Below are 24,903 nucleotides of genomic sequence, written 5' to 3'. Positions count from 1 at the left end.
CCCGACCCCGCGGGTGCCCGGGTTGCTGCTTGGATAGGTGCATGACACGACCGCCCCTCGTCCGCGCGACCGACGACCGCTTCCTCGCTGGAGTCTGCGGTGGGCTTGCCGCGCATCTGGGAGTGCCGGTCGTGGCCGTGCGGGTGGCAATGGTGGTGCTCGCGCTCATGGGCGGCGCGGGAGCACTGCTCTACGCGTGGCTGTGGGCGACCGTGCCGAAGGCGGGCGAGACCGACGGGGTCGTGCCGTTGCGCCGCGCACTCACGAAGCCGAACTCCGCCGCGCTCGCCGCCGAACAGGCAGAGCCCGCCCTCCCAGCGGACTCGGTGGTCGATGCCGCGGCTCCCTGGGTCTCTGATCCTGCTCCTGCTCCTGCTCCTGCTCCTGCACGGGGGTATGGCCCTTCGTCGGGCACAGCTTCTCCTGGCACTGCTTCTCCTGGCACTGCTTCTCCTGGCACTGCTTCGCCTGAACCTGCCGCGCCTGCCGCGGGCGAGCGGGGGACGCGCTGGCCGATCGCGGAGCTGCTGTTGGGCGGCTGCCTCCTCGTCGTTGGCGTCGGCTTCGTGCTCGTGCGCCTCGGCGTACGCGTGAACCTCGAGGTGCTTCTGCCCGCCATGGCAGTGCTCGTGGGAGTCGGACTGACCTGGTGGCAGATCGCGGATCGGGACCGGCCCGACCGCAACCAAGTGCCGCGGGTGCTGGGCGCCGTTGCGCTTGTCGCCGCGGGCGTCCTCATGTTCTTCATCACGGCGCGCGAGCCAAACGCCTGGACGGTCATTACCGCGGCGTTCGCGGTGCTCGCTGGGGTCGCGCTCGCGATCGCACCGTGGTTGCTGCGCGTCAACCGGGAGCTCATGGCCGAGCGTGCGGCGCGCGCCCGGGAGGCCGAGCGCGCCGACATCGCGGCGCACCTCCACGACTCGGTGCTGCAGACACTCGCGCTCATTCAGCAGCGTTCCACCCCGGGCAGCGAGGTCGCGCGGATCGCCCGTGGACAGGAGCGCGAACTACGTGAGTGGCTGTTCCGCACCGCGGACGGCGCGGCTCCCCGCGAACGCGAGGCGGCGGCCGAAGAGCTTCGTGCGCATGCGGCCGGGCTCGAGGAACACCACGCCGTGCGCTTTGAGGTGGTCGAGGTGGGCGCGGCGGGCGTTGCGCCCGAGGCCATCGTGGCGGCGGCGCGCGAGGCGATGCTGAACGCGGCGCGGCACGCGGGCGGCGATGTCACCGTGTATCTCGAGTCGAACGGCGAACGCGTGTCGATCGACGTGACCGATCGCGGGCCGGGACTCGACCCGAGCGAGCTACCCGCTGATCGGATGGGCGTGCGCGAGTCAATCCTCGGCCGCATGGAGCGCGCCGGCGGCACCGCACGCATCGTTCCCGGCCCGGGTGGCGGCACGTCCGTGCGACTCTCCATGCTGCGTGCCGCGAGCGAGGACAATGGAGCTGTGCCCGACACGAGAACCCCGGAGGAAGAACGATGAGCGCACCTGAGACGGCGCAGCTGCCCGCCCCGATCCGCGTGGTGATCGTCGACGACCACCAGATCTTCCGCACGGGGCTGCGCGCCGAGCTGGGCGCCGAGCTCGAAGTGGTGGCGGAGGCCGCGACTGTCGATGAGGCGGTCGCCGTGATCGCGGACACTGCGCCCGATGTCGTGCTCCTCGACGTTCACCTGCCCGGTGGCGCGGGCGGGGGCGGGGCCGAGGTGCTGCGCCGCATTGCGGGGCTCCCCGGCGCGGCTGAGGTGCGGGTGCTCGCGCTCAGCGTTTCAGACGCTGCCGACGACGTGGTGAGCGTGATCCGCGGGGGCGCGCGTGGGTACCTCACGAAGACCGCATCGGGCGCGGAGGTGACGGCGGCGGTTGTGCGCGTGCATGGCGGAGACGCGGTGTTCTCGCCACGGCTGGCGGGCTTCGTGCTCGACGCGTTCGGTGCGGGCGGTGGGGAGATCGCCGCCGCAGACGATGAGCTGGACCGGCTCACCGCACGCGAGCAGGAAGTGATGCGCATGATCGCGCGCGGCTACGCCTACAAGGAGGTCGCGGCCGAGCTCTTCCTCTCCGTGAAGACCGTCGAGACGCACGTGTCGAAGGTGCTGCGCAAGTTGCAGCTCTCGAACCGGCACGAGCTCACCGCGTGGGCGCTCGCGCGGCGGCTGCTCTGAGCTCGGTCTCACTTCAGCGGGAGCTCGTTCCAGCCGGGTCTTACTTCAGCCGGGTCTAGTTCCAGCCGGGCAGCCACAGGTGCGCGCGCCAGAACCACTCGGCGATCGGCTGCCCGGACCACAGCGGGAAGAAGAACAGGGCGACCGCGAGCGCGAGGGCGAGGAAGACCGCGGTGGCGAGGCGTCGCCCAAGGAGCTCCTCGGGGCTGAGCACTCGGAGCTCCAACGTCGTGTGGAAACTCCGTTCAGGAGGGAATCCTGGTGCGGCGCTGAAGCTCGGGCCGAGCCGGCACACCGCTCCGATGCACAGCGCGAGCGCGAGTGCCGCAAACGGCGTGAGCACCACCGCGTAGAACTGGAACACCGCGGATCGACTCACGGTCGCGACCCAGGGGAGCCACCCGGAGAGGTAGCCGACGAGCACGAAACCAGCGGCCGTGGTGATGGGAAGGAGCGGTGCCAGGTTCTGCGTAGGGCGCGGCGCGGGCTCTGAACCGCACGCGGATCCCGCGTGCAGCGGTGCGGGTCGCCGGCCCACCCAGAGTGAGCGCACCGCCCACCAGCCGAGTACCCCGAGCGCCACCACGCCACCCCATGTGACGAGCGCGTTCGGGAGCGGAGACACCGCCGCAACGCACTCGGTGAACGGGCAGCCGCTCGCCCAGTGTTGCTCGTACATGCCGGTGGGGCGAAGCGCCAGCGGCCACGTGAGTGGGTTCGCCTGGTACGGGTGCGGGGCGCTGAGCGTGCTGTGCCAGCCGAGCATCTCGCGGTGGTAGCGCAGCAACGACACGGGCCAGGGGACCCCCGGCTCGCGTGCGTGACCGCCGGCCGTCACGATCCAGCCGACCCAGCTCGCGAGGTAAGTGAGTGCCGCAGTGGGGAGCGCGACGAGGGCGGTTGCCCCGGCCTGCCAGGTCGCACGCCAGACCGCGCGGGGCTCGCGCGCGCGGAGCCGTGCGAGCAGATCCCGCACCGTGATGAACACGAGGAAGAACGCGAGCGGGTACAGCCCCGACCACTTCACCGCGGCCGCTGCGCCAAAGGCCACCGCCGCCGCGATGAGCCAGGGACGATGCCACCAGATCGGGATCCGGGCTGTGCCACCCCCCTCGCCGAGTCGCCCGCGCTCTGCCCGGGCGAGCTGATCCCGCCAGACGAAGAGCGCGCCGAGCGCAACGAAGAACGCGAGGAAGCCGTCGAGGAGGCCCACGCGGCTGAGCACCACGTGCACGCCGTCGATCGCGAGGAGGAAGCCCGCGAGGCACGCGAGGATGAGACTGCGCGACATCAGCCAGGCGAGGCGCATCACCACGCCGACGGTGCCGACCCCCGCGAGTGCCGCTGCGCTGCGCCACCCCCAGCCGCTTTCGGGGCCGAACACGAGGATCCCGATCCCGATCAACCACTTGCCGAGTGGTGGGTGCACCGCGTTCGACGCCTCGGCAGTGAACGCCGTGGCCCGATCCCCAGCCATTGAGGGATCATCGTCCGGCCACACCGTGGGGAACCCGTGTGCAAGCTGGCTGATCGCGTCGCGCACGTAGTACAGCTCGTCAAACACGAGCGTGCCTGGGCGCCCGAGCGCCCAAAAACGGAGCAGCGCGGCGAGGACGAGCACCGCTATCGGACCCAGCCACCTCACCCACTCGCGCATGCGCCCAGCCTAGGCGCTCGCCGCAGCGGGTGAGCGCGCGTCGAGAGGGCTACGATGGTGGGGTGATCACACGGCTCAGCAATTACTTCCTGAAGACTCTCCGCGAGGACCCCGCGGACGCCGAGGTCGCCAGCCACAAGCTGCTGGTGCGGGCGGGCTACATCCGGCGGCAGTCGCCGGGCGTCTTTGGGTGGCTGCCACTCGGCCTGCGCGTGAAGGGCAAGCTCGAGCAGATCATCCGCGAGGAGATGGCGGCGGCCGGCGCGCACGAGGTGCACTTCCCCGCGTTGCTGCCCCGCGATCCCTACGAGGCAACCGGCCGTTGGGACGAGTACGGCGAGACGATGTTCCGCCTACAGGATCGGCACGGCGCCGATCACCTCCTCGCCCCCACGCACGAGGAAGCCTTCACGCTCATGGTGAAGGACATTGTGTCCTCCTACAAGGACCTGCCGCTGCAGCTCTTCCAGATCCAGGATAAGTACCGCGACGAGGCGCGGCCCCGCGCCGGTCTGCTCCGTGGCCGCGAGTTCACCATGAAGGACGCATACTCCTTCGACGTGACCGACGAGGGGCTTGCCGCGAGCTACCAGAAGCAGCGCGACGCCTACGAGCGCATCTTCACGCGCCTCGGCCTCGAGTACGTCATCGTCTCCGCCGACGCGGGCGCCATGGGCGGCTCGCGCAGCGAGGAGTTCCTGCTGCCCACGCCGATCGGTGAGGACACCTTCGTCCGCTCGGCCGGCGGCTACGCGGCCAATGTTGAGGCGTACGAGACCCCGGTGCCCGAGGCGATCGACTTCACGAACGCACCGGCCGCCGCTGTGTTCGACTCCCCGAACACCCCCACGATCGAGACGCTCGTTGCGCACGCCAATGCAGTCATTCCGCGGGCCGACGGTCGCCCGTGGGAGGCCGCGGACACGCTCAAGAACGTGGTGCTCGCAATCACGCCGATCGGTGGCGAGCGGGAGCTCGTGGTCGTCGGAATGCCGGGGGACCGTGATGCCGACATGAAGCGTGCCGAGGTCGTCTTCGGGGGCGCCGATGTTGAGCCGGCCACGGCGGCAGACTTCGAAAAGCACCCGGGCCTCGTGCGTGGCTACATCGGGCCCGTGCTCGGCGGCCAGGCCGTGCTCGGCACCGAGGGCAGCACCGGCGTGCGCTACCTGCTCGACCCCCGCGTGGTGTCGGGCACGGAGTGGATCACCGGCGCCAACGAGTCGGAGAAGCACGTGGCGCACCTTGTGATGGGGCGCGACTTCAGCGCCGACGGCGTTGCCGACATCGCGTCGGTGCGCGACGGTGATCCCGCTCCCGACGGGTCCGGCCCGATTGAGGCCGCGCGCGGCATGGAAATCGGCCACGTGTTCCAGCTCGGACGCAAGTACGCGGAGGCGCTGGGGCTCAAGGTGCTCGATGAGAACGGGAAGCTCGTCACCGTGACGATGGGCTCGTACGGCATCGGTGTGACCCGCATCATGGCGATCCTTGCCGAGCTGCACCATGACGACCGCGGGCTCATCTGGCCCGAGGCGATCGCGCCCTTCGACGTGCACCTCGTGGCCACCGGTCGCGACGCTGCCGTGTTCGAGATCGCTGAGACCCTGGCCGGCGAGCTCGAGGCCGCCGGGGCTGACGTGCTGTTCGACGATCGCCCCAAGGTGTCGCCCGGCGTGAAGTTTGGCGATGCTGAGCTGCTCGGCGTGCCGCGCGTGGTGGTCGTCGGACGTGACGCCGCTGAAGGCTTTGCCGAGGTGTGGAACCGCGCTGATGGCACCAAGGAAAAGGTTGCGATCGCCCACATCCCGGGGCTGTTCTCCGCGTAGCCCCGGAGCCCCGGCTCGTTGCACGTGCCACCTGTTGCCGACGCACCCGCGCGGGCGACAGGTGGCACTTGTCATGTGGCTGGAGTAATCTAGTCTCTTCCGCCCGGGGCTGTCCCCGGGTGACATCTGAATAGACAGTTCAATACAAGGAGGCCACGGTGAAGATCGAGCTGGTAACGCTGCGACAGATCGAACGCGAGAAGGAAATTCCGTTCGACGAGCTCGTTGAGATTATTGAGCAGGCCATCCAGTCCGCGTACATTCGTCACGCGGAAAACCAGAACATCCCAGTGCCGCGCGAGTCTGATGTGCGCGTGACGCTGGACCGCAAGAGCGGTGAGATCTCGGTGCTCGTACCCGAGCTCGACGAGGCAGGGCAGAAGATCGGTGAAGCGTACATCACCACCGACGAGTTTGGCCGCGTGGCGTCGAGTGCCGCAAAGCAGGTCATCAACCAGCGACTGCGCGACCTGAGCGACGACGCCGTGCTCGGCACCTTCAAGGACCGCGAGGGTCAGGTCGTTTCGGGCATCGTGCAGCAGGGGCCGAACCCGCGCATGGTGCACGTCGACCTCGGCGAACTCGAGGCGATCCTGCCTCCCGAGGAGCAGGTGCCCGGCGAAAAGTACCCGCACGGCATGCGCATCCGCGTGTACGTGACGAGCGTGTCGAAGGGCACGAAGGGACCGCAGGTCGTTGTGTCCCGCACCCACCCCGGGCTGGTGCGCAAGCTCTTCGAACGGGAGGTGCCGGAGCTCGCTGAGGGCCTGGTCGAGATCGTGTCGCTCGCGCGCGAGGCGGGCCACCGCTCGAAGGTTGCCGTGCGCGCGAAGCAGGCCGGCATCAATGCGAAGGGCACCTGCATCGGCGAGATGGGCAGCCGCGTGCGTGCCGTGATGAGCGAGCTCGGCGAGGAGAAGATCGACATCGTCGACTACTCGCCCGAGCTTCCGAAGTTCGTCGCCAACGCGCTGTCTCCCGCAAAGGTGACCGACGTGTTCATGCTCAACGAGTCGCTCAAGCAGGTGCGCGCGCTGGTGCCCGACTTCCAGCTGTCGCTTGCGATCGGCAAGGAAGGGCAGAACGCTCGCCTCGCAGCGAAGCTCACGGGCGCGAAGATCGACATTCAGCCTGACTCGATCATGAACGATTAGTTCACCGAGTCTGCGTACGGGCGGTGCTGGGGAGCCCCGGCATCGCCCGTTTCGCGCGGGCCCGGCCCCGGCGGGTGGATTGCCGACGAGCGGGTGCCGAACATGCATGAAGTACGTACCCTTTGGGGAGGAGTCTGCCCGCAGCGGACGGCACGCCGTCAGCGCGAGACACAGACAGGAAGCTGGTAAGATGGATGCGGTTCGGACCTGTGTGGCGTGTCGGAAACGCGCTCCACGCACGGAACTGCTTCGAGTCGTGGTGCACGAAGGTCGACTGTGCGTCGATGATCGTGCGGTGCTTCCGGGGCGGGGAGCCTGGGTTCACCCCCTGGCTCAGTGTCTGGATCAAGCTGTGAAGCGTGGGGCTTTTCCCCGCGCGCTGCGAGCATCGGGGAAGCCCGATGCCGGCCCCTTAGAGAACAGGCTGAAAACACTCATGGACAACTAATGAGCGGCTCACGATGAGACCCGTCCAGTAATTTTGGTTCTCGCCTGTCTGGCGTGAACCCAGACAGGAGAAAAGTGGCAAACCCACGCGTACACGAGATCGCTGCGGAGATCGGTGTCGATAGCAAGGTCGTTCTGGCCAAGCTGAAAGAAATGGGAGAGTTCGTCAAGGCGTCCTCCTCCAGCGTCGCGCCCCCCGTGGCGCGCAAGGTCAAGGCTGCGCTCGCAGCTGATGGCGTGAGCGGCACCCCCGCCGAGTCGGCGGCGACCCCCGCTGCCCCCAAGACCCCTGCGGCGCAGAAGCCCGGCCCCCGGCCTGGTCCGAAGCCCGCTGCCCCGAAGGTCGCTGAGCCCGAGGCTCCCGCAGCCCCGGCCGCGCCCGCTGCTGAAAAGGCCGCTGCGGCGGAGAAGCCCGCTGCGCCGAAGGCCGCTGCGGCCGACAAGCCCGGTGCCCCGAAGCCTGCGGCGGCAAAGCCCGGCGCGAAGCCCGGTGCTGCTGCGAAGCCGGGCGCGAAGCCCGGTGCCGCTGCGAAGCCCGGCGGCCCGCGCCCCGGAAACAACCCCTTCGCTTCCAGCCAGGGCATGGGCATTCCGCGCCCGCCGCGCCCCGGCAACAACCCCTTCAACTCGAACCAGGGCATGCCCCGCCCCGGTGGCGGAGCAGGTCGCCCGAACCCGGGCAACATCCCGCGTCCCTCGCCGCGTCCCGCACCTGGTGCAGCCGGTGCAGGTCGTCCCGGCGGCCCCGGTCGCCCGGGCGGCGGCGGTCGTCCCGGTGGTGGCGGTGGCTTTAACCGTCCCGGTGGTGGCGGCGGCGCTGGCGCGCCCGGAACCGGTTTCGGTGGTCCCCGTCCCGGCGGCGGTTTCGCTGGTCGCGGTCGTGGTGGCCGTGGTGCAGGCACCGCTGGCGCATTCGGTCGCGGTGGCTCCAAGAGCAAGGCACGCAAGTCGAAGCGGGCGAAGCGGGCAGAATTCGAGATGCGCGAGGCGCCGTCACTGGGCGGCGTGAGCGTACCCCGGGGCAACGGATCGACTCCGATCCGCCTGCGCCGTGGTGCATCGCTGAGCGATTTCGCGGACAAGATCGATACGAGCGCATCGAACCTCGTGACCGTGCTGTTCCACCTCGGTGAGATGGCGACGGCAACGGAGTCGCTCGACGAGGCGACGTTCCAGATCCTCGGTGAGGAGCTGGGCTACAAGATCCAGGTCGTTTCGCCTGAGGACGAGGACCGCGAGCTGCTCGAGGGCTTCGACATCGACATCGAGTCGGAGCTTGAGGAAGAGGGCGACGACGTCCTGCAGCCCCGCCCGCCCGTGGTGACGGTCATGGGCCACGTCGATCACGGTAAGACCCGACTGCTCGACGCGATCCGTAAGGCGAACGTGGGCGGCGGCGAGGCCGGCGGCATCACGCAGCACATCGGTGCGTACCAGGTGCACACCGAGCACGACGGCGTCGAGCGTGCGCTGACATTCATCGATACCCCGGGTCACGAGGCGTTTACCGCCATGCGTGCCCGTGGTGCGCAGGTCACCGACATCGCGATCCTCGTGGTCGCGGCCGATGACGGCATCATGCCGCAGACGATTGAGGCGCTGAACCACGCACAGTCGGCGGGCGTGCCGATCGTGGTCGCGGTCAACAAGGTCGATAAGGAAGACGCGAACCCGGAGAAGGTGCGTCAGCAGCTCACCGAGTTCGGCCTCGTCTCCGAGGAGTGGGGCGGCGACGTGATGTTCCGCGACGTCTCCGCGAAGAACAACGTGGGCATCACCGAACTCCTCGACGCGGTCCTCCTGACCGCTGACGCTGGCCTCGACCTGCGCGCGAACCCGGATAAGGACGCACGTGGTGTGGCCATCGAGGCGAAGCTCGATAAGGGTCGCGGCTCGGTTGCCACCGTGCTCATCCAGTCGGGTACGCTGCGCGTTGGCGACGCAATTGTTGCGGGCACGGCCTACGGCCGCGTCCGTGCGATGCACGACGAGAACGGCGATCCGGTGCTCGAGGCACTTCCCTCGCGTCCCGTTTCGGTGCAGGGTCTCTCGAGCGTGCCGCGTGCAGGCGATAACTTCATCGTGACGCCCGAGGACCGCACGGCCCGCCAGATCGCTGAGAAGCGTGAGGCCGCTGAGCGCAACGCGATGCTCGCCAAGGCCCGCAAGCGCATCAGCCTCGAAGAGTTCACGAAGGCGCTTGAGGATGGCAAGGTTGAGTCGCTCAACCTCATCATCAAGGGTGACGTGTCGGGTGCCGTTGAGGCGCTCGAGGAGTCGCTCATGAAGATCGAGGTGGACGATTCGGTCCAGCTCCGTATCCTCCACCGCGGTGTGGGTGCGATCACCGAGTCGGACGTGGATCTCGCCACGATCGACAACGCGATCGTCATCGGCTTCAACGTGCGTCCCGACGTCAAGGCTCGCGAGCGCGCAGCGCGCGAGGGCATCGACATCCGCTTCTACAACGTCATCTACAACGCGCTCGATGACATTGAGGGTGCACTCAAGGGCATGCTCAAGCCTGAGTACGAAGAGAAGCAGTCGGGTGTTGCGGAGGTCCGCGAGGTCTTCCGTTCGTCGAAGTTCGGCAACATCGCGGGTGTCATCGTTCGCTCCGGCACGATCACGCGTAACGCGAAGGCTCGCGTCATCCGCGAGGGCGTTGTCATCGCCGATGGCCTCGCCATCGAGTCGCTGCGCCGCTTCAAGGACGACGTCACCGAGGTGAAGGTGGACTTCGAGGCTGGTATCGGCCTCGGCAAGTACAACGACATCCAGGTCGGCGACGAGATCGAGACCACCGAGATGGTTGAGAAGCCCCGCGACTAACCGCAGGGTGTAACGGAGAAAGGCCCGGGCAGCGAGTGTGCTGCCCGGGCCTTTCTCCGTTGTCGGCGGCCGGGTGAGGCCGCCCTGCACCGCCGCGCAGGAAATACGTTTGTCAGAGCTGCTGCACACGCACCGTGTTGCCCGCAGGGTCCCGGAATGCGAAGTCGCGTGTGCCCCAGTCCTGGTCCATGGGCTCTTGCAGGATCTCGGTCCCGGCGGCCTCGACTCGCGCGAAGAGCGGCTCGAGCTCGTCGGTGGCGAACACAATCGAGGCGTACGAGCCCTTCGCGATGAGCTCGGCGATCACGCGTCGCTCATCATCGGTGAGCCCGGGGTCCACCGCCGGCGGTCCGAGCACTATGGAGGTCTCCGGCTGGTTCTCCGGGCCCACGGTGAGCCACCGCATGTCGCCGTAGCCGACATCATTGCGCAGCTCGAAGCCGAGCACATCGCGGTAGAACGTGAGCGACGACTCAGCGTCAGTGTGGGGCAGGAAGGTGACGTGAATGTTGATCTTCATGCCGGTCACGCTACTCCTCGCCGGTCGCCGGAACTTCTCGATTCCTGACGGGTTTTGTGGCGCGCATCGTGACGATTCCCGGCAGACCGGTGAGCGGGCCGCCCTCGCGCCGATACCGCCCGGGGGAGACCCCGACAAGCTCCGCGAACCGTGTACTGAACGTGCCAAGCGAGCCGTAGCCAACGGCAAAGCACACCTCGGTGACTGAGAGATCCCCGCGCCGGAGAAGCGTCATCGCCCGCTCGATTCGGCGCGTCATGAGGTAGCTATACGGCGACTCCCCGTACGCTGCGGTGAACTCGCGGCTGAGGTGGCCGGCCGACATCCCCACGCCACGGCCCAGCTCAGCGACGTTCAGGGGCTCCGCGTAGTCGCGATCGATGCGGTCGCGCACCTGCCGCAGGAGGCGCAGCGCCTGCAAGCGCCGCTCTTCCGCGGCAGAGTGGGGAGGCATGCGTGCGTCGGTTAGCGGCCCGCGGCGGGGCCGGCCGGGCTGGCGAAGGAGCCCTGCGGTGCTGCGTCGAAGCGCCGACCCTCGGGGCGAGAACGCATGAGCATCAGCACGAGCAGCACCAGATCACCCGCGGGGGCAAACGTCAGGAACCAGAGCGGGCCCGGGAAGTTCGCGTCGTGGAGGCGCCGCCACATGCTCGCAATGGAGGGGAGCGCGAGGCCCAGCGTGACGAGGATCCCGAGCGTGATCCAAGCGCCGGCGGCCGGCTGTCCCGCGGAATCGGGGAGGCTCAGTACGCCCGCGGTGCCAAGCACCCACCCGAGCATCAGCATCGCGAGGAAGAGCCGGGCGAACCAATACTCGCTGAGGGACGCGCGCCCCTCGAAGCGGACGTAGCCGCGGAAGAACCGGGCGATCGCCTGCCCGAGTGTCGCGCCGTAGAGCGGGCGGCTCAGATCGCGCGGATCAGCTGCGCCATCGAAGGGTTCGCCCGTGCCCGGCGCGGGAGCCCAGTTCGCTGCGCCGGGTTGCGCTGCGTACTGGGGCTCGGCGTACTGGGGTGCGTACTGGGGTGCGTACTGGGGCGCGGCGTACTGCGGAGCCGCATATTGAGGCGGCGCGTACTGCGGGGCCGAGTGCTGTGGCGCCGCAGGCTCATCCTGATCCGGGTGGGGGTCTGAAGCGGTGTCGTTCACAGTGCAACTTCCGTTGGGGAGGGGCGGTGGCCTCCACGCTACCGCGCGGGCGCGAGCCTGGGGACCTCCCGGGGCACTCACGGCTAGTATTGGGGTATGACGAATCCACGTGCGGGGAAGGTAGCGGAGCGGATCCAGCAGATCATCGCTCGTCGCCTGGAGAAGGGGCTGCGCGATCCGCGGCTCGGTTTTGTGACCATCACGGACGTCCGCGTAACGGGCGATCTGCAGCAGGCGAGCGTGTTCTACACGGTCTACGGCGACGAGCAGGAGCAGGCTGACACCGCCGCAGCGCTGAAGGCCGCGACCGGCATGCTGCGCAGCGAGGTCGGGAAGCAGCTGGGCACGAGGCTGACGCCCACGCTCGAGTTCATTCACGATGAGCTGCCCGAGAGCGCGCAGCACTTGAGCGACTTGCTCGCTGAGGCGAAGCGTCGTGACGATGAGTCGGCCGCACTTGCGGCGAACGCCACCTTCGCGGGTGAGGCCGATCCGTACACGAAGCCTCGCGACGAGGACGACGATCAGTAGTACCGCGCAGTAGTACCGGGCCGCGGCTCGGTTAGGGGAGGCGGAGCGCGGGGACGACTGCGCCCGTCTCGCCGTCGTTGATCGCAGTTTCCTCCTGCACGAGACCGTCGGCAAGAAGTGTGGTGACCGCGCGCTCGGCTTGCTCGGGATCGTCGCTCGCCGCGTGCAGCGCGGCGGCGCGGGACACCGCTCCCGCGGATTTCCGAAGGAGCGCGAGGACGCGGCCGCGCGCCTGGCGATCGCTGCCTTCGAAGCGTGCCTGCTTGGGCCGCTTCGTTGGAGCATTGTCCGGGTAGCCAGCGCCCCGCCACTCGCAGAGTGCGGCGATCGGGCACTCGTCGCAGCGCGGTGCTCGGGCGGTGCAGACGATGGCACCGAGCTCCATCGCTGCCGCGTTGAACGTCGCTGCCGCGGCTGGCTCCGCGGGTAGGAGCGCTGCCATGTCCTCGAGGTCGCGCGCCGCGGGCATCCCCGCCGCGGCCCGTCCGTGCACGGCGCGGGCGATGACTCTGCGGGTGTTCGTATCGACGACCGGGTGGTGCTCGCCGAAGGCGAAGACCGAGATCGCGCGAGCGGTGTACGGCCCGATCCCGGTGAGCGCGAGGAGCTGATCGACATCCGCCGGTACGGCATCTCCATGCTGCTCGGCGATCTCAACGGCGGCGCGGTGGAGCCACAGTGCCCGGCGGGGGTAGCCAAGCCGATCCCACGCGCGCACTGCTTCGCCGGGTTCTGCGGCCGCGAGGGCGGACGGTGTGGGCCACCGCTCCAGCCAGTCCGTCCAGCGGGGGAGTACTCGATCGACCTGCGTCTGCTGCAGCATGAACTCGGAGACGAGGATGGACCACGGGGTCGCGGCCGGCTCGCGCCACGGCAGCTCGCGTGCGTTCCGCGCGTACCAGGCGTTCACGGCCGGCGCGATCCCCGTGGTGTCCATTCGCACCAGTCTACGGTTTATGCCGTGGCGGGAACCTCAGTGCGGCGCACGGCGGCGCGGAGCGCGACGAAGAGGGCGATGATGCCACCCGTGATGGCGATGTGGCCGAGCCCCGCGATGCCAGAGATGGCCGCGGACACGGGCTCATCGAGCACCGTCATCGTGCCGTGCACGATGAGCATCGCCGAGGTGATGATGACACCGGCGTGGTAGAGGCCGAGGAACCAGCCAAATGCGCGCTTCGACGCGGAGAAGGTGAAGACCCGCTCGAGCCCGAGGAGGATGAGGAACGGGAAGAAGCCCAGCGCCAAGAGGTGCGTGTGCGCGACCCCGAGCTGCGTGAACGCGCCCTCCGGGAAATCGTTGAGCTTGGTGAACTCGCGAAAGAACACGCCGGCGGCGACGCCGAGTCCGGCGTAGACGAACGCAGAGACGAGGAGATGCTGCAGAGGTTTCTTCATACCTCCAGCCTCGCCTGCCTTGCGGCGCGGGGCATCAGCCGAATTGATGACATTCGCGCGCAGTAGGCTGGAGGGGTGACTTCTGCTTCCGTTTTGTTGCCCGCGCACGGCGGGATTCTGCTGCTCGACAAGTCCGAGGGGTGGACGAGCCACGACGCGGTGGCGAAGTCGCGCCGCGCGCTCGGCACGCGCAAGGTGGGCCACGCGGGCACGCTTGACCCCATGGCCACCGGGCTTCTGGTGCTCGGCGCGGGCCCCGCGACCCGGCTGCTCACGCACCTCGTGGGGCTCGATAAGACGTACCGCACCACGATCCGCCTGGGCGTCACAACGGTGACCGACGACCGCGAGGGCGACACGACCGCGGTCGCGGACGCCGCTGACGTGGCAGCCGTACTTGCGGATCCCGATCGAATTGCGGCAGCCGTGCGCGAGCTCACGGGCGACATTTTGCAGTCGCCGAGTGCGGTGAGCGCGATCAAGGTGGACGGACAGCGCGCGTATGACCGTGTGCGCGCGGGCGAGACGGTCGAGCTGAAGCAGCGCCCCGTGACGATCCACGCCTTTGACATTGGCGAGCCACGCGCGGCGGAGACCGCCGAGGGCGCTCCGGTGATCGATATCGATGCGACCGTGCGCTGCTCGACGGGGACGTACATTCGTGCGCTCGCTCGGGATCTGGGCGCAGCGCTTGGGCTCGGCGGGCACCTGACCGCCCTGCGCCGTGACGCGGTTGGCCCCTTCGACGTCGCCGACGCCGGCACAATCGAGCAGCTGGTTGCCGGGGAGAACGTGCGGATCCTCGATCCCGCGACGGTTGCCACGACACTCTTCCCGACGCTGCAGCTCGACGCGCAGCAGGCTGTCGATCTGGGGCACGGAAAGCGCGTGACGGTGGGTGAGGAGCACGACGCGAAGCTCGCTGCTGCGCTCGCCCCGGACGGGCGGCTCATCGGGCTCGTCGTGGTGAAGGGTGGCCGCACGTTCGTGGCCACGAACTTCCCCACCCCGGACGGGGTGAAGGGCGGGAGCGGCGAATGATTCTCGGGTACGCGATCGCGCTGATCGCTGTTGCGCTGGTGGGCGCAGGGCTGTGCCTCGTTGAGGCGCTCCGCAAACGGGGTCCCAACGACTTCACGATGGGAGCCACCCTCGTCGTGGCGCTCATGCTCCTCGTGCAGATCATCATCTCGATCGCGGCGCCGTTCTCGGGGAACACCGCGGCGGGGGACCCGCTTGAGTTTTGGATGTACCTGATTGTCGCATTCCTTTTGCCGCTCGGGGCGGGGTTCTGGGCGCTCGTGGATCGGACTCGCTGGGCCAACCTCGTGCTTGCGGTGGTGCACCTCTCGGCGGCGGTTATGACGTACCGCATGCTCGTGATTTGGGGCTGAGGCAGCGCGCATCGTGCAGGCTCCGGCGCCCTGGACACGCCCGGTGAGATCGCGACTGAGACACGCTCGCGTGTCAATGAACTTCAAGTTGGACTTGAGGGTTTACACTTTCCGGCTTGACTTGCGCGAATCACAACGGTGTAATTAATGCATTGTCCCGGCGTTCCCGCCGCGACACGCGGTACTGGCAGGAAAGGGGCGACAAGTGAACGAAACACCGCAGACTCCGGTCCCCGGTAATTGGTTCGTCGATCCCGTATTCCTCGGAGTGCCGGGTGTGCGCGAGGAAGACGAGGCCCTCGCCTGGCAGAGCGACGCGCTCTGCGCGCAGACGGACCCTGAGGCCTTCTTCCCCGAGAAGGGCGGCTCGACGCGCGAGGCGAAGCGTATCTGTGAGAGCTGCGAGGTGCGCTCTGAGTGCCTCGACTACGCGCTGCAGAACGACGAACGTTTCGGTATCTGGGGTGGCCTCTCTGAGCGCGAGCGCCGTCGCCTCCGCCGCGAGGCGATCTAACACTCGGATGCCGGGCCACGCGGTGCGGCTCCATCTTTCACGCCGCGGAGCAGCCTAGACTGGGCGCGATATGCGCACGAGAGTAACGGCCATTCTCGTCGCCCAGCAGGGTGGCGAATGGCTCGACCAGACCATCGCCGGCATCGCGGCTCAATCGGTCGCGCCCGCGGCCATCATCGCCGTGAACAACGGCGGCTCGGATGGGGTGGGGTCACAGCTCATGGCGAGCGGCGCGGAACGCGTCATCGGCATTGGCAACCGCGTCTCCTTCGGACAGGCCGTCGCGCACGGCGCGCAGGCCGTGGAGTCCGTGGACGACCCCGAAGTGAGCGAGTGGCTCTGGTTGCTCAGCGAGGACTCGTGCCCTGAGCCTGAGGCGCTCGCACTCATTCTCCGCGCCGTGCAGCGCGCACCCTCGGTCGCCGTTGCTGGCCCCAAGCTTGTGGACTGGGATCGACCCGAGCGCATCATCGAGCTGGGGCAGAGTCTCACTCGCTACGGCTCCCGCTGGACGCTCCGGCGGCAGGAGCTCGATCAGCAGCAGTACGACCACCTGCAGGACGTGCTGGGCGTGGGCCCGGTCGGGATGCTCGTGCGTCGCGACGTGTGGGAGCAGCTCGGCGGGTTCGATCCCGCGCTGCCGGTGTATGACGACGGTCTCGATTTCTGTGTACGTGCCCGCCTCGCGGGTCACCGTGTCGAGGTGGCGCCCGAGTCTCGCGTGCGCTTCGCGCAGAGCGGCGTCGCGGGCCCCCGCATCGATCGGAAGCGATCGGTGCTGCGCCAGGCGCACCGCCAGGCCCGCACCGCACACCTGCACCGCCGGATCGCCTACGCCCGCGCGCCGCTCGCGTTCCTCGCCTGGCTCGGCCTGCCCGTGCTCGCGGTGCTGCGCGTCGTGTGGTCCCTCATTCGGGAGCAGCCCGGCAACATGCTGGGCGAGTTCGTTGCCGCCTTCAGTGTGTTCTTCAGGCCGCACGCGATCATTGCGTCGCGACGGCGCATCAAGCGGAACAACACCGCGGGGTGGGCTGCGATCCGGCCCCTGCGCATCGACCCGAAGAGTGTGCGCACCGCGCGCATGATCGACCGCGAGGCGATTCTCGCGAGTACGGGGATGCAGCGCCGCGAACTGCATTTCATTTCCTCCGGTGGACTCGCGGTGCTCGTCGCTGCGTTGGTTGCGACGGCTGCGCTTGCCTGGTGGGCGTTCCCGCAGACGAGCCTCGCCGGTGGGGGACTCGCGCCACTCAGCTCACTCGATCAGCTGTGGTGGAACACTCGTTCGCTCGACGGCGTGCCCGCCGATCCGTTCACGTGGGTGCTCGCGCTGCTCGGCACGCTGACGTTCTGGAACCCCTCGCACGCGATCGTGCTGCTGGTCATTGCGGCGGTTCCGCTCACCGCGCTTGGCGCCTGGATCTGGGCGGCGCAGCTCACCGAGTCGAAGGCCGGCCGCGCGCTCACCGCGCTCGGCTTCGCGCTCAGCCCGGTGCTGCTCGGATCGCTCGATTCGGGCCGACTGCCCACGCTCGTGCTCACGATCACGCTGCCGTGGCTGCTGCTCGCCGCCACGCGCTGCCGCGAGTCCTGGAGCTGGGCTGGAACCGCGTCGCTGCTCGCCGGCGTCGCACTTGCCGCGGCTCCCGTGCTGATCCCGGCCGCGGTGCTGCTGCTCATCATTGGGCTCTTCACGACGTTGCGCGGTGCCGCGCGAGTCCTCACGACCGCGCTTGTGCCGCTCGTGCTCTTTGCGCCAAAGATCGTCGTGGGCATCACGAGTGGGCGACCGCTCGACATTCTGCTCGATCCCGGCATCGTGCTGCCGTTTGAGCCGGGTACGCCGTGGCACATGCTGCTCGGCTTCCCGGAGTTCGGGCTTGCGGGTTGGGCGGGCATCCTCGACGCGATCGGCCTCGGCGGCCCGCCGGCGACGCTGCTCGTTGGTGTGCTCATGCTGCCGATCGCGCTGCTCGCGGTACTCGGCCTCTTCACCGGTCGCGTCGCGGTGACGCTCTTCAGCTCGCTGCTCGGCGGGCTGGGCATGCTCACCGCCATTGGCGCGGCGCAGCTGCAGCTCACCGTTGTAGGCGACACCAGCGTTGCGCTCTGGACCGGGTCCGGTCTCGCCGTGTACTGGCTCGCCGTGCTGAGCCTCGCATCGGTGGGGGCGTCGACACTCCGCAAGGGCGCGGCCCCCGTGGTTGCGGTCGCACTCGTCACCGCGATCCTTGCGGTGGTGCCGGTGAGCGCGCAGCTCTTCCTCGGACGCGTGCCGTTCGGCCCCGCAACCACGCAGATGCCCGCGCTTGTGCAGGCCGCCGGGGAGACGCAGCCGGGCGTGCGCACCCTCGTGATCACCGCCGAGGCCTCGCACGCCGTGCGTGCGCAGGTGGTAACTGGAGCGGGAGAGCGGCTTGACCGCGTGCGCAGCGTCGAGCGCATTCCCGAGGTGAACAACACTGACCGGCAGATCGCGGAGCTCGTGGGGGGACTCGCGAGCGTGGGTGGCCCCGACCTCACCGGGTCGCTGCGCGACGCCGGTGTGGGTTTCGTGCTGCTGCCCAGCTCAGGAAGCGATGTTGAGCGCGCCGAGCTGCAGCGGCTGTTCGATCAGCACCCCGCGCTCGTGAACGCAGGACAGACGGAGCAGGGTCTGCTGTGGCGCGTGGCGGAGCCGGAGACCGAGGATGCGGATCCTGGCGATGCCGCAAAGCGCGTGGACGGCACGACGCTGACGGGCAGCACCATCTGGGTGGTGCAGCTGGTCGTCTTGCTGGGTGTCTTGCTGCTCGCTCTGCCCACCGGTGAGGTGACGTACCGCCCCGAGCGTCGGAAGCGGCCGAAGCGTCGGAAGCGCGGGAGTCAGGTGACGGTGACCCCGGTCGCTCCCGCGGAGCCGGTGGCTGAGTCGGCCGAGCCGGTTGCCGAGCCCGAAGCGTCAGCGGAATCGGAAGTGGAACCAGTAGCGGAGAGCTCCGCGGCGGCGCCGGAAGAGCCGGAGGCTGCGCCGGAAGCGCCTGAAGAGCCTGAAGAGCCTGAAGAGCCTGAGACTGCGCAGGAAGCGCCAGAAGCGGAGGACGTCGAGAACGTCGAGATCGTCGACACGGACGTCGACACGAGTTCCGACGCCGGCGCGGTTTCTGGCACCGACACGGATGCGGCGACTCCAAGCGAGGCCGCGACCGATACCGACACAGACGCCGCGACGAACGGAGACGCACGATGAGTGACCGCACCCGCATGCTGCGTGGCGGCGCACGCGCGCTCACCGGTCTGCTCGTGGCCGCTGCCGCGGGCGCCGCGGTGGTCGCCCTCGGGAGCGTGACGCTTCCCGAAGTGACGCGCGCCCCGCAGCCCCTCGTTGTCGACACGACCCAGAACACGAACCGCACGCTCGTGTGCGCCGGCGCGTTCTCCGTGCTGGGCGCCGACGAGGCGCGTCCTGGGGCCGCGATCCCCATCGGCTCGCCCTCGGTGACGGTCTCCGGCGAGGCTGCTGGCACCGCGAGCCTGCAGCGCAGCGAGGGCGGCCAGGGCCTCCCCTCGGTGATCACGGCCCCCATCGCGCAGCCGCTCGCGGCAGCGCAGGTGCAGGCCGTGAACGGTGAGCAGCTTCGTGGCGCCACAGCGAGCGCGTGCGCCGAACCGCTGAACGAGCAGTGGCTGCTTGGCGGCGGCAGCAGCCTGGGCGTCTCTACGACGCTCAGCCTGGGCAACCCGGGCGGCGTGCCCGCGACCGTCGAGATTTCCGTGCACGACGAGAACGGCGCCGTCGATGCGGTGCAGACCGCGGGCGTGCTCATCGCTCCGGGAACCGAGCAGACCATCTCGCTGAACGGCTACGCTCCAGATCGGGATCGCTTCGCGGTGCGCGTGGTGAGCACCGGTGCACCGGTGACAGCGAGCCTCGGCATTGCACACCGGCTGGGCCTTGACGCGTACGGGGTGTCCTCCGTGGGCCGCCAGGTGGAGCCCGCCAAGCGGCTGGTGATCCCCGGTGTGGCGAACGAGAGCGATCATGAGCGCGGGCCGAGCGACTCCGGCGAGGGCGACGACTACCCCGTGCTCATTCGTGCGCTCGCACCCGGGGGCACGGAGACGACGCTCCGCGCACGCGCCATCGACGCGAAGGGTGGCAGCACCGACCTGGGTGAGCTGAAGCTCCTGCCGAGCGCAGTGGGCGAGCTGAGCATCACGACGTGGCCAACGAACGCGAACGCCGTGGTCATCGAGGCAGACGCGCCGGTGCTCGCGAGCGTGCTCGGTTCTGCGACGAAGGGCCGCGAACACGACTACGAGTGGTTCGTCCCCGCCACAGAAATGGCAGCGGGCGAGCCGGTGGCCGCGCCCGTCGTGTCCGGGGGCAAACTGGTGCTCGTCAACTCCGGCACGGAGGCTGCGACGGTGCAGATCACGGCAGCGAGTGGGAAGGGGAAGCCGAGCACCGAGACGGTTCCCGCGGGCGCCGCGGTTGCTGTTTCGGCTCCGTCTGACGCGATGCTCGAATCCTCGGCGCCCATCGCCGCTGGCGTGCGCTACCTGAAGGACGCCGACATCGCGGGATACCCGGTGCTTGCGCCAGACCCGCGCGAAGGTGAGCTGACCGTCTACACCCGGTAGCGGGGGCCTAGACTGGGGGCATGTTCGGTCGTCAGCGTGCCCAGCGCAGCAGGGTTTCTCGTCGGCACGGGCGACGACCGATCCGGTCGGCGCTCGTGGGGCCGCACCTGCCGGATGTCTCGGGCAGGGTTCCGCGATTTGAAGCCGATGCCCGCGGTGCGGTGCAGCTCCTGCAGCAGCACTTCCCCGCAGAGCTCGACGGGGTGCGTATTGGGTTTCAGACCGCTCCGAGCGGCCGCGGCGAGAGCCGCCATCCGCTGCTCTATGCCATCGACCGGAAGGCCCGCACCATCATGCTCTTCCGGATGCCGATCCAGCGCGCACGTGGTCTCCACGTGAACGACGACGAGCACCGCCGGTACTTTGTTGAGCACTGCGTGCATCTTGCGGTGTCTGAGTATCTGGGCCGCGAGCCGTGGGAAGTACTGCCCGGCCGCTTCGACCACTACTGAGTTGCGCGGCGTTTGAGGGCGCTGGCAGCAGGGCCGGCCTCCCGGAGAGTGTCCAAGCTTTGCCTGATCCGACGCGGAATGGCCCGCGTCACACGTATTCCTCGCCCGAGCCAGTCATAATGGGACCATGAGTGCGCGCATCTTGGTGGTAGACGACGACCGGGCGCTTGCCGAAATGCTGGGCATGGTGCTGCAGGGCGAGGGCTTCGAGACGGAGTTCTCGGTGGACGGGGCTGAAGCGGTCGAGAAGTTCCGTGAGATGCGCCCCGATCTGGTGCTGCTCGACGTCATGCTCCCGGGCCTCGACGGCATCGAGGTGGCAGAGAAGATCCGCACGGAGTCGGGCACCCCGATCATCATGCTGACCGCGCGCACGGACACCCGCGACGTGGTGCGCGGCCTCGAAGCCGGCGCCGACGACTACGTGGTGAAACCGTTCAACCCCGTCGAGCTCATCGCGCGGATTCGCGCACGCCTGCGCGAGCCGCAGCAGGAGGCAACGGAGACGCTGCGCATCGGCGACCTGACGATTGACGTTGCCGCCCACGAGGTGCGCCGCGGCAGCCAGGTGATTCCGCTCACCCCGCTCGAGTTTGACCTGCTCGCCATCCTCGCGCGGAAGCCGCAGCAGGTGTTCACGCGTGAGGTGCTGCTCGAGAAAGTGTGGGGGTACCAGTACAAGGCTGACACCCGCCTCGTGAACGTGCATGTGCAGCGGCTGCGGGCAAAGATTGAGCAGGATCCCGATCACCCGACCATCGTGACCACGGTGCGTGGCGTCGGGTATCGCGCCGGCTCCTCCCCGGAGTAGCCGCGTGGCAGCCCGCCGCTCTCGGCTTGGGATCGCGCTGCGGCGCCTCCACCTGCGCTGGGTGCGATTCACGCAGCCGGTGTTCGGGCCGTTCCGTGCGCGCTGGCGGCGGTCGCTCATGGTGCGCACCATGACGATCACGGGCCTCGTGACGGGCTTCATGGTGCTCGTAGCCGGAGTTTTTCTCCTCACGAGCATCAGCGGCGACCTCTACTCCTCGCGTCGAGATCAGGCGCTGCAGGACTCTGCGCGCGCCACGCTTGCGGCGCAGCGGCTCATCGACGCCTCCGACGCCTCCGACGGCGGATCGCTGTCGCTGCTTGCCGGCTCAGTGCGCCGCACGGTGCAGGACGCCTCGTCGAGCCAGCTCGTCTACCTGCGGCGAGAACCGGGCCAAGCGCCGAACCCGGACGCGCCGCCCGCGATCACCTCGAAGAACCTGCTCATCGAATCCGTGAGCGCCGAGCTGTCGGAAGCCGTCGCTTCGGGCACCGAGCCGCAGTACTACCAGCCGGTTACGTTTGTGGAGGAGGACGGCTCGAGTGCGCCGGGCATTCTCGTCGCCTCGCGACTGGTCTTTCCCGCGGGGGCCGGCACCTACGACCTGTTCATCGGCTACAACCTCGGCGATACGCAGAACACGCTGAGTTTTGTGCTGCGCACGCTGCTCATCACCGCTGCGGCGATGATGGCGTTCATCGGCATCCTGGTGTGGATCATGTCGCGCATCGTGTTCCGTCCGCTGCGGGCGGCGGCCGACACGAGCAGGCGGCTGGCCGCGGGTGAGAGCGATGCGCGCATGCCGCTCCAGAATGATGAGCACTTCGATGTGCTCTCCGAAGGCTTCAACGACATGGCCGACACGCTGCAGGCCCGCATCCGCGAGCTTGATCATCTCTCGGAGATGCAGCAGCGCTTCGTCTCGGATGTGTCGCACGAGCTGCGCACCCCGCTCACCACGATTCGGCTCGCGAGCCAGGTGATCCAGGGGAACGCCGAAGGCCTCGAGCCCGGGCAGCAGCGCGCGGTCGAGGTGCTCGGCACGCAGGTGGAGCGCTTCGAACTGTTGCTCGGCGATCTCCTTGAAATCTCGCGCTACGACGCCGGCAGAGTGACGCTCGAGACCGAGCCCACCAACCTCGTTGCGCTGGTCGGTGAGGTGGTCGATGGGCTGCAGACGCTGTCCGACAGCCAGATCGAGGTGCGCGCGCTCGGTGGATACGCTCCGGTCGAGGTTGACCCGCGCCGGATCCGACGCATCGTCTCGAACCTGGTGGGCAACGCCATTGAGCATGGTGAGGGCCAGCCGATCCTCGTGACGATTGACTCGAACGCATCGGCGATCTCCGTGGCGGTGCGTGACTGGGGCATCGGCATGACGGCGGACGCGACCGAGCACGTGTTCGATCGGTTCTGGCGCGCCGACCCCTCACGCAAGCGGACGCTCGGCGGCACTGGCCTGGGGCTCGCGATCGCCCAGGAAGACGCCGCTGTGCACGGCGGCTTGCTCGACGCATGGTCGCAGCCGGGGGAGGGATCGAACTTCCGCCTGACGCTCCCGCGCGGCGAGCACGTGACCAGTTTCGTCTCGCCGCTGCCGCTCGTGCCGGAGGGTGCCACTGCGGCGGAGGGCGATATCGGGACGACAGGTGGCTGGCTACGGAGGCCCGGCCGCCGAATCAGGAAGGACAAGCGCCGATGAGCGGGAATCGGAAACTGCGCGGCGCGGCGCGGCGCACACGCGCGGGCCGCGGGGCGCGCGGTGTGCTCGTCACCGCGGCGGCGCTCGCGCTCGCCGGGTGCGTGGCGATTCCCACAGCCGGCCCCGTTGAGGTCGGGCTCACCGACCTCAAGCAGGCGGACCAGGTGTACCAGTACAAGCCGCCGGGGCCCGTGACCGGGGCGAGTCAGGAGGACCTGGTGCGCGGCTTTGTGCTCGCGGCGACCTCTTCCGCGGATGAGTACGCGACAGCGCGTGAGTTCCTCACCACGAAGTACGCGGGCCAGTGGGATCCCAATTCGGGCGTACTGATCGACGGGGGGAGCCGCCCCTACCGCGCAGATGGCGACACCGCGGGCGTGCTGTCGCTTGCCGTGTCCGCGAAGGTCGACGCCGCTGGCGAGATGCTGCCCGTCGGCCCGGGGCCGAGCCTCGAGATGCGGTTCGAGTTCGAGCGAGTCGGCGCCGAGTGGCGCATCTCTTCGGCCCCGAACGGGATCATTCTCGACTCCACGATGTTCTCGACTATTTGGTCGCCGCACCAGCTCTACTACATCGGCGCCGGTAACCTGTTGGTGCCCGAGACGCGCTGGTTCCTCACCCGCAGCTCGCTCACCACCGAGATCGTTGGGGCGCTGCTCGAGGGGCCGAGTGAGGGAATGCGCGAGGTGCTGCGCAGCGGCTTCCCATCCGGGACCGCGCTGGCGAAGAGCTCGGTGCCGGTGGTCGACGGATCCGCGCGCATTGATCTCACGAACCAGCTCATGGAGGCGCAGCCGGCCGCACTTGCTGAGCTGCGCCAGCAGCTCAAGTCGAGTCTGCAGACGGTGCCGGGCGTCACCGGGTTTGAGCTGCTCGTCGACGGCACCCCGCTCCGCTCGAATGTCGGTGACGAAGCGAACGCGCCACGCATGGTGAGCGTGCCGAGCACTCCCGCCGTGATGATCGACGACCAGTTCGGTGCACTAGTTGCCGGCGAACTGACGGAGACGCCACAGTTCGGCCCGTTGATTCACGAACTCGACCCGAGCGCAGTGACCCTTGCGCTCGACGAGCGGGCTGCCGCGGTGCGACATCCGGGTGGGGTGAGTCGTGTCGACGAGAACGGGGCGACGCTGATCGACACCCGACCGAAGCTCCTCGAACCCAGCTTCGATCCGCTCGGGTACATCTGGACGGCGTCTGCGGCGCACCCGGAGCAGTTGCTCGCGACGAACGCCGAGGGTGTCGCGGTGGGCATCGCGGCTCCCTGGCTCGCTGGGCGCACCGTTGTTGCGGTCCGTGTGTCCCCCGACGGCAGCAGGATCGCGGCGCTCGTTGAGGACGGCGACGAGAGCGCCGTGTTGATGGGCGGGATCGTGCGTGACGCGGCTGGTGTGCCGGTGCGCACCACTGCGGAGGCCGAGACGACGCTGTGGGTGTCTGGTGCACCGCTTGATCTCGATTGGGTGGGGCAGCTCCGCTTTGCGGCGCTCACCCGTGTCGGCACCGCGGGGAAGATTAGCCTCGGTGGAATTGGCGCGATCAGCTCCGAGCAGACTTCGGTGCAGAACGGGGTCAAGGTGAGCGGTGGCGGCGGGAAGAACTATCTCCGTGTGTTGAGTGCTGACGGCTCGCTGTATGCACCGCAGGGGAGCGGCTGGCAGCGGGTTGACGACGACATCGAGATCCTCGCGAAGCGGGGGTGAGCCCCGCTCAC

General features: G+C 68.7%; 22 protein-coding genes. 16 read left to right on the top strand and 6 right to left on the bottom strand.

The window, feature by feature from the left end; all coding sequences use genetic code 11:
• Positions 1-41 precede the first annotated feature (41 nt).
• Positions 42-1,490, top strand: a complete 1,449-nt coding sequence (locus tag ACR81A_RS12450) for an ATP-binding protein (protein WP_440311979.1) — start codon at positions 42-44, stop codon at positions 1,488-1,490.
• Positions 1,487-2,173 carry a response regulator gene (locus ACR81A_RS12445; protein WP_202380825.1) on the top strand — a complete coding sequence of 229 codons (687 nt, stop codon included), beginning with the start codon at positions 1,487-1,489 and terminating at the stop codon, positions 2,171-2,173. Before ACR81A_RS12450 ends, ACR81A_RS12445 begins: the two co-directional genes overlap by 4 nt.
• A gap of 55 nt (positions 2,174-2,228) precedes the next feature.
• Here the strand turns inward: ACR81A_RS12445 and ACR81A_RS12440 are convergent, their stop codons facing one another.
• Complete coding sequence (locus ACR81A_RS12440) at positions 2,229-3,830, bottom strand: dolichyl-phosphate-mannose--protein mannosyltransferase (RefSeq protein WP_440311978.1); 1,602 nt, start codon at positions 3,828-3,830, stop codon at positions 2,229-2,231.
• Positions 3,831-3,892: 62 nt separating this feature from the next.
• Here ACR81A_RS12440 and ACR81A_RS12435 point away from each other — a divergent pair, with 62 nt between their 5' ends.
• The 4 genes from ACR81A_RS12435 (at position 3,893) to infB (ending at position 10,092) form a co-directional block, all read left to right on the top strand.
• Complete coding sequence (locus ACR81A_RS12435) at positions 3,893-5,659, top strand: proline--tRNA ligase (RefSeq protein ID WP_440311977.1); 1,767 nt, start codon at positions 3,893-3,895, stop codon at positions 5,657-5,659.
• Between the two features lie 158 nt (positions 5,660-5,817).
• Positions 5,818-6,813, top strand: coding sequence for a transcription termination factor NusA (gene nusA, locus ACR81A_RS12430; protein WP_202380827.1), 996 nt, complete (start codon positions 5,818-5,820; stop codon positions 6,811-6,813).
• Positions 6,814-6,919: 106 nt separating this feature from the next.
• Positions 6,920-7,261, top strand: coding sequence for a YlxR family protein (locus ACR81A_RS12425; RefSeq protein WP_440311976.1), 342 nt, complete (start codon positions 6,920-6,922; stop codon positions 7,259-7,261).
• 74 nt (positions 7,262-7,335) lie between these two features.
• Positions 7,336-10,092 (top strand): translation initiation factor IF-2, encoded by a 2,757-nt coding sequence (gene infB, locus ACR81A_RS12420; RefSeq protein ID WP_202380828.1) that lies wholly within the window; start codon positions 7,336-7,338, stop codon positions 10,090-10,092.
• Positions 10,093-10,204: 112 nt separating this feature from the next.
• On the opposite strand, the gene ACR81A_RS12415 is transcribed toward infB, so the two are convergent.
• Genes ACR81A_RS12415 through ACR81A_RS12405 form a run of 3 tightly spaced genes read right to left on the bottom strand, consistent with a single transcriptional unit; the run spans position 10,205 to position 11,761 of the window.
• Positions 10,205-10,612: a VOC family protein gene (locus ACR81A_RS12415; protein ID WP_202381499.1), complete on the bottom strand. Its 408-nt coding sequence runs from the start codon at positions 10,610-10,612 to the stop codon at positions 10,205-10,207.
• Positions 10,613-10,622: 10 nt separating this feature from the next.
• Positions 10,623-11,066 (bottom strand): helix-turn-helix transcriptional regulator, encoded by a 444-nt coding sequence (locus ACR81A_RS12410; RefSeq protein ID WP_440311975.1) that lies wholly within the window; start codon positions 11,064-11,066, stop codon positions 10,623-10,625.
• An 11-nt stretch (positions 11,067-11,077) separates the two neighbouring features.
• On the bottom strand, positions 11,078-11,761 hold the full coding sequence (locus tag ACR81A_RS12405; RefSeq protein WP_440311974.1) for a DUF805 domain-containing protein: 684 nt from the start codon (positions 11,759-11,761) through the stop codon (positions 11,078-11,080).
• A gap of 96 nt (positions 11,762-11,857) precedes the next feature.
• On the opposite strand from ACR81A_RS12405, the gene rbfA reads away from it, so the two are divergent.
• Positions 11,858-12,292, top strand: a complete 435-nt coding sequence (rbfA, locus tag ACR81A_RS12400; protein WP_202380831.1) for a 30S ribosome-binding factor RbfA — start codon at positions 11,858-11,860, stop codon at positions 12,290-12,292.
• A gap of 31 nt (positions 12,293-12,323) precedes the next feature.
• On the opposite strand, the gene ACR81A_RS12395 is transcribed toward rbfA, so the two are convergent.
• Together ACR81A_RS12395 and ACR81A_RS12390 are read right to left on the bottom strand one after the other, a co-directional pair.
• A complete protein-coding gene (locus tag ACR81A_RS12395; protein WP_440311973.1) occupies positions 12,324-13,229 on the bottom strand; it encodes an A/G-specific adenine glycosylase in 906 nt (301 codons plus the stop codon).
• A gap of 17 nt (positions 13,230-13,246) precedes the next feature.
• Positions 13,247-13,690, bottom strand: a complete 444-nt coding sequence (locus ACR81A_RS12390) for a DUF2871 domain-containing protein (RefSeq protein WP_440311972.1) — start codon at positions 13,688-13,690, stop codon at positions 13,247-13,249.
• Between the two features lie 75 nt (positions 13,691-13,765).
• Here ACR81A_RS12390 and truB point away from each other — a divergent pair, with 75 nt between their 5' ends.
• The 9 genes from truB to ACR81A_RS12345 all read left to right on the top strand — a co-directional run bounded on the left by truB (position 13,766) and on the right by ACR81A_RS12345 (position 24,892).
• Positions 13,766-14,731, top strand: a complete 966-nt coding sequence (gene truB, locus ACR81A_RS12385; RefSeq protein ID WP_440311971.1) for a tRNA pseudouridine(55) synthase TruB — start codon at positions 13,766-13,768, stop codon at positions 14,729-14,731.
• On the top strand, positions 14,728-15,084 hold the full coding sequence (locus tag ACR81A_RS12380) for a hypothetical protein (RefSeq protein WP_202380834.1): 357 nt from the start codon (positions 14,728-14,730) through the stop codon (positions 15,082-15,084). The genes truB and ACR81A_RS12380 overlap by 4 nt, the downstream gene beginning before the upstream one ends.
• Positions 15,085-15,289: 205 nt before the next feature.
• Positions 15,290-15,598: a WhiB family transcriptional regulator gene (locus tag ACR81A_RS12375; RefSeq protein ID WP_025134760.1), complete on the top strand. Its 309-nt coding sequence runs from the start codon at positions 15,290-15,292 to the stop codon at positions 15,596-15,598.
• A 70-nt stretch (positions 15,599-15,668) separates the two neighbouring features.
• A complete protein-coding gene (locus tag ACR81A_RS12370; RefSeq protein WP_440311970.1) occupies positions 15,669-18,827 on the top strand; it encodes a glycosyltransferase in 3,159 nt (1,052 codons plus the stop codon).
• A complete protein-coding gene (locus ACR81A_RS12365; protein WP_202380836.1) occupies positions 18,824-20,221 on the top strand; it encodes a DUF5719 family protein in 1,398 nt (465 codons plus the stop codon). Before ACR81A_RS12370 ends, ACR81A_RS12365 begins: the two co-directional genes overlap by 4 nt.
• Positions 20,222-20,241: 20 nt before the next feature.
• Positions 20,242-20,673: a hypothetical protein gene (locus tag ACR81A_RS12360; RefSeq protein ID WP_202380837.1), complete on the top strand. Its 432-nt coding sequence runs from the start codon at positions 20,242-20,244 to the stop codon at positions 20,671-20,673.
• Between the two features lie 127 nt (positions 20,674-20,800).
• Positions 20,801-21,484 carry an MtrAB system response regulator MtrA gene (mtrA, locus tag ACR81A_RS12355; RefSeq protein ID WP_440311969.1) on the top strand — a complete coding sequence of 228 codons (684 nt, stop codon included), beginning with the start codon at positions 20,801-20,803 and terminating at the stop codon, positions 21,482-21,484.
• Between the two features lie 4 nt (positions 21,485-21,488).
• The gene (gene mtrB / locus ACR81A_RS12350; RefSeq protein WP_202380839.1) at positions 21,489-23,186 is read left to right on the top strand and encodes an MtrAB system histidine kinase MtrB; all 1,698 of its coding nucleotides are present in this window, start codon (positions 21,489-21,491) and stop codon (positions 23,184-23,186) included.
• Complete coding sequence (locus ACR81A_RS12345) at positions 23,183-24,892, top strand: LpqB family beta-propeller domain-containing protein (protein ID WP_440311968.1); 1,710 nt, start codon at positions 23,183-23,185, stop codon at positions 24,890-24,892. Before mtrB ends, ACR81A_RS12345 begins: the two co-directional genes overlap by 4 nt.
• The last annotated feature ends 11 nt before the right edge of the window (positions 24,893-24,903 follow it).

Origin of the sequence: Leucobacter chromiireducens, assembly GCF_051993095.1 — a bacterium.
Taxonomy (GTDB): domain Bacteria; phylum Actinomycetota; class Actinomycetes; order Actinomycetales; family Microbacteriaceae; genus Leucobacter; species Leucobacter chromiireducens.
The sequence above is the reverse complement of the archived record's forward strand: the minus strand, read 5'-3'. Positions and strand labels throughout refer to the sequence as shown.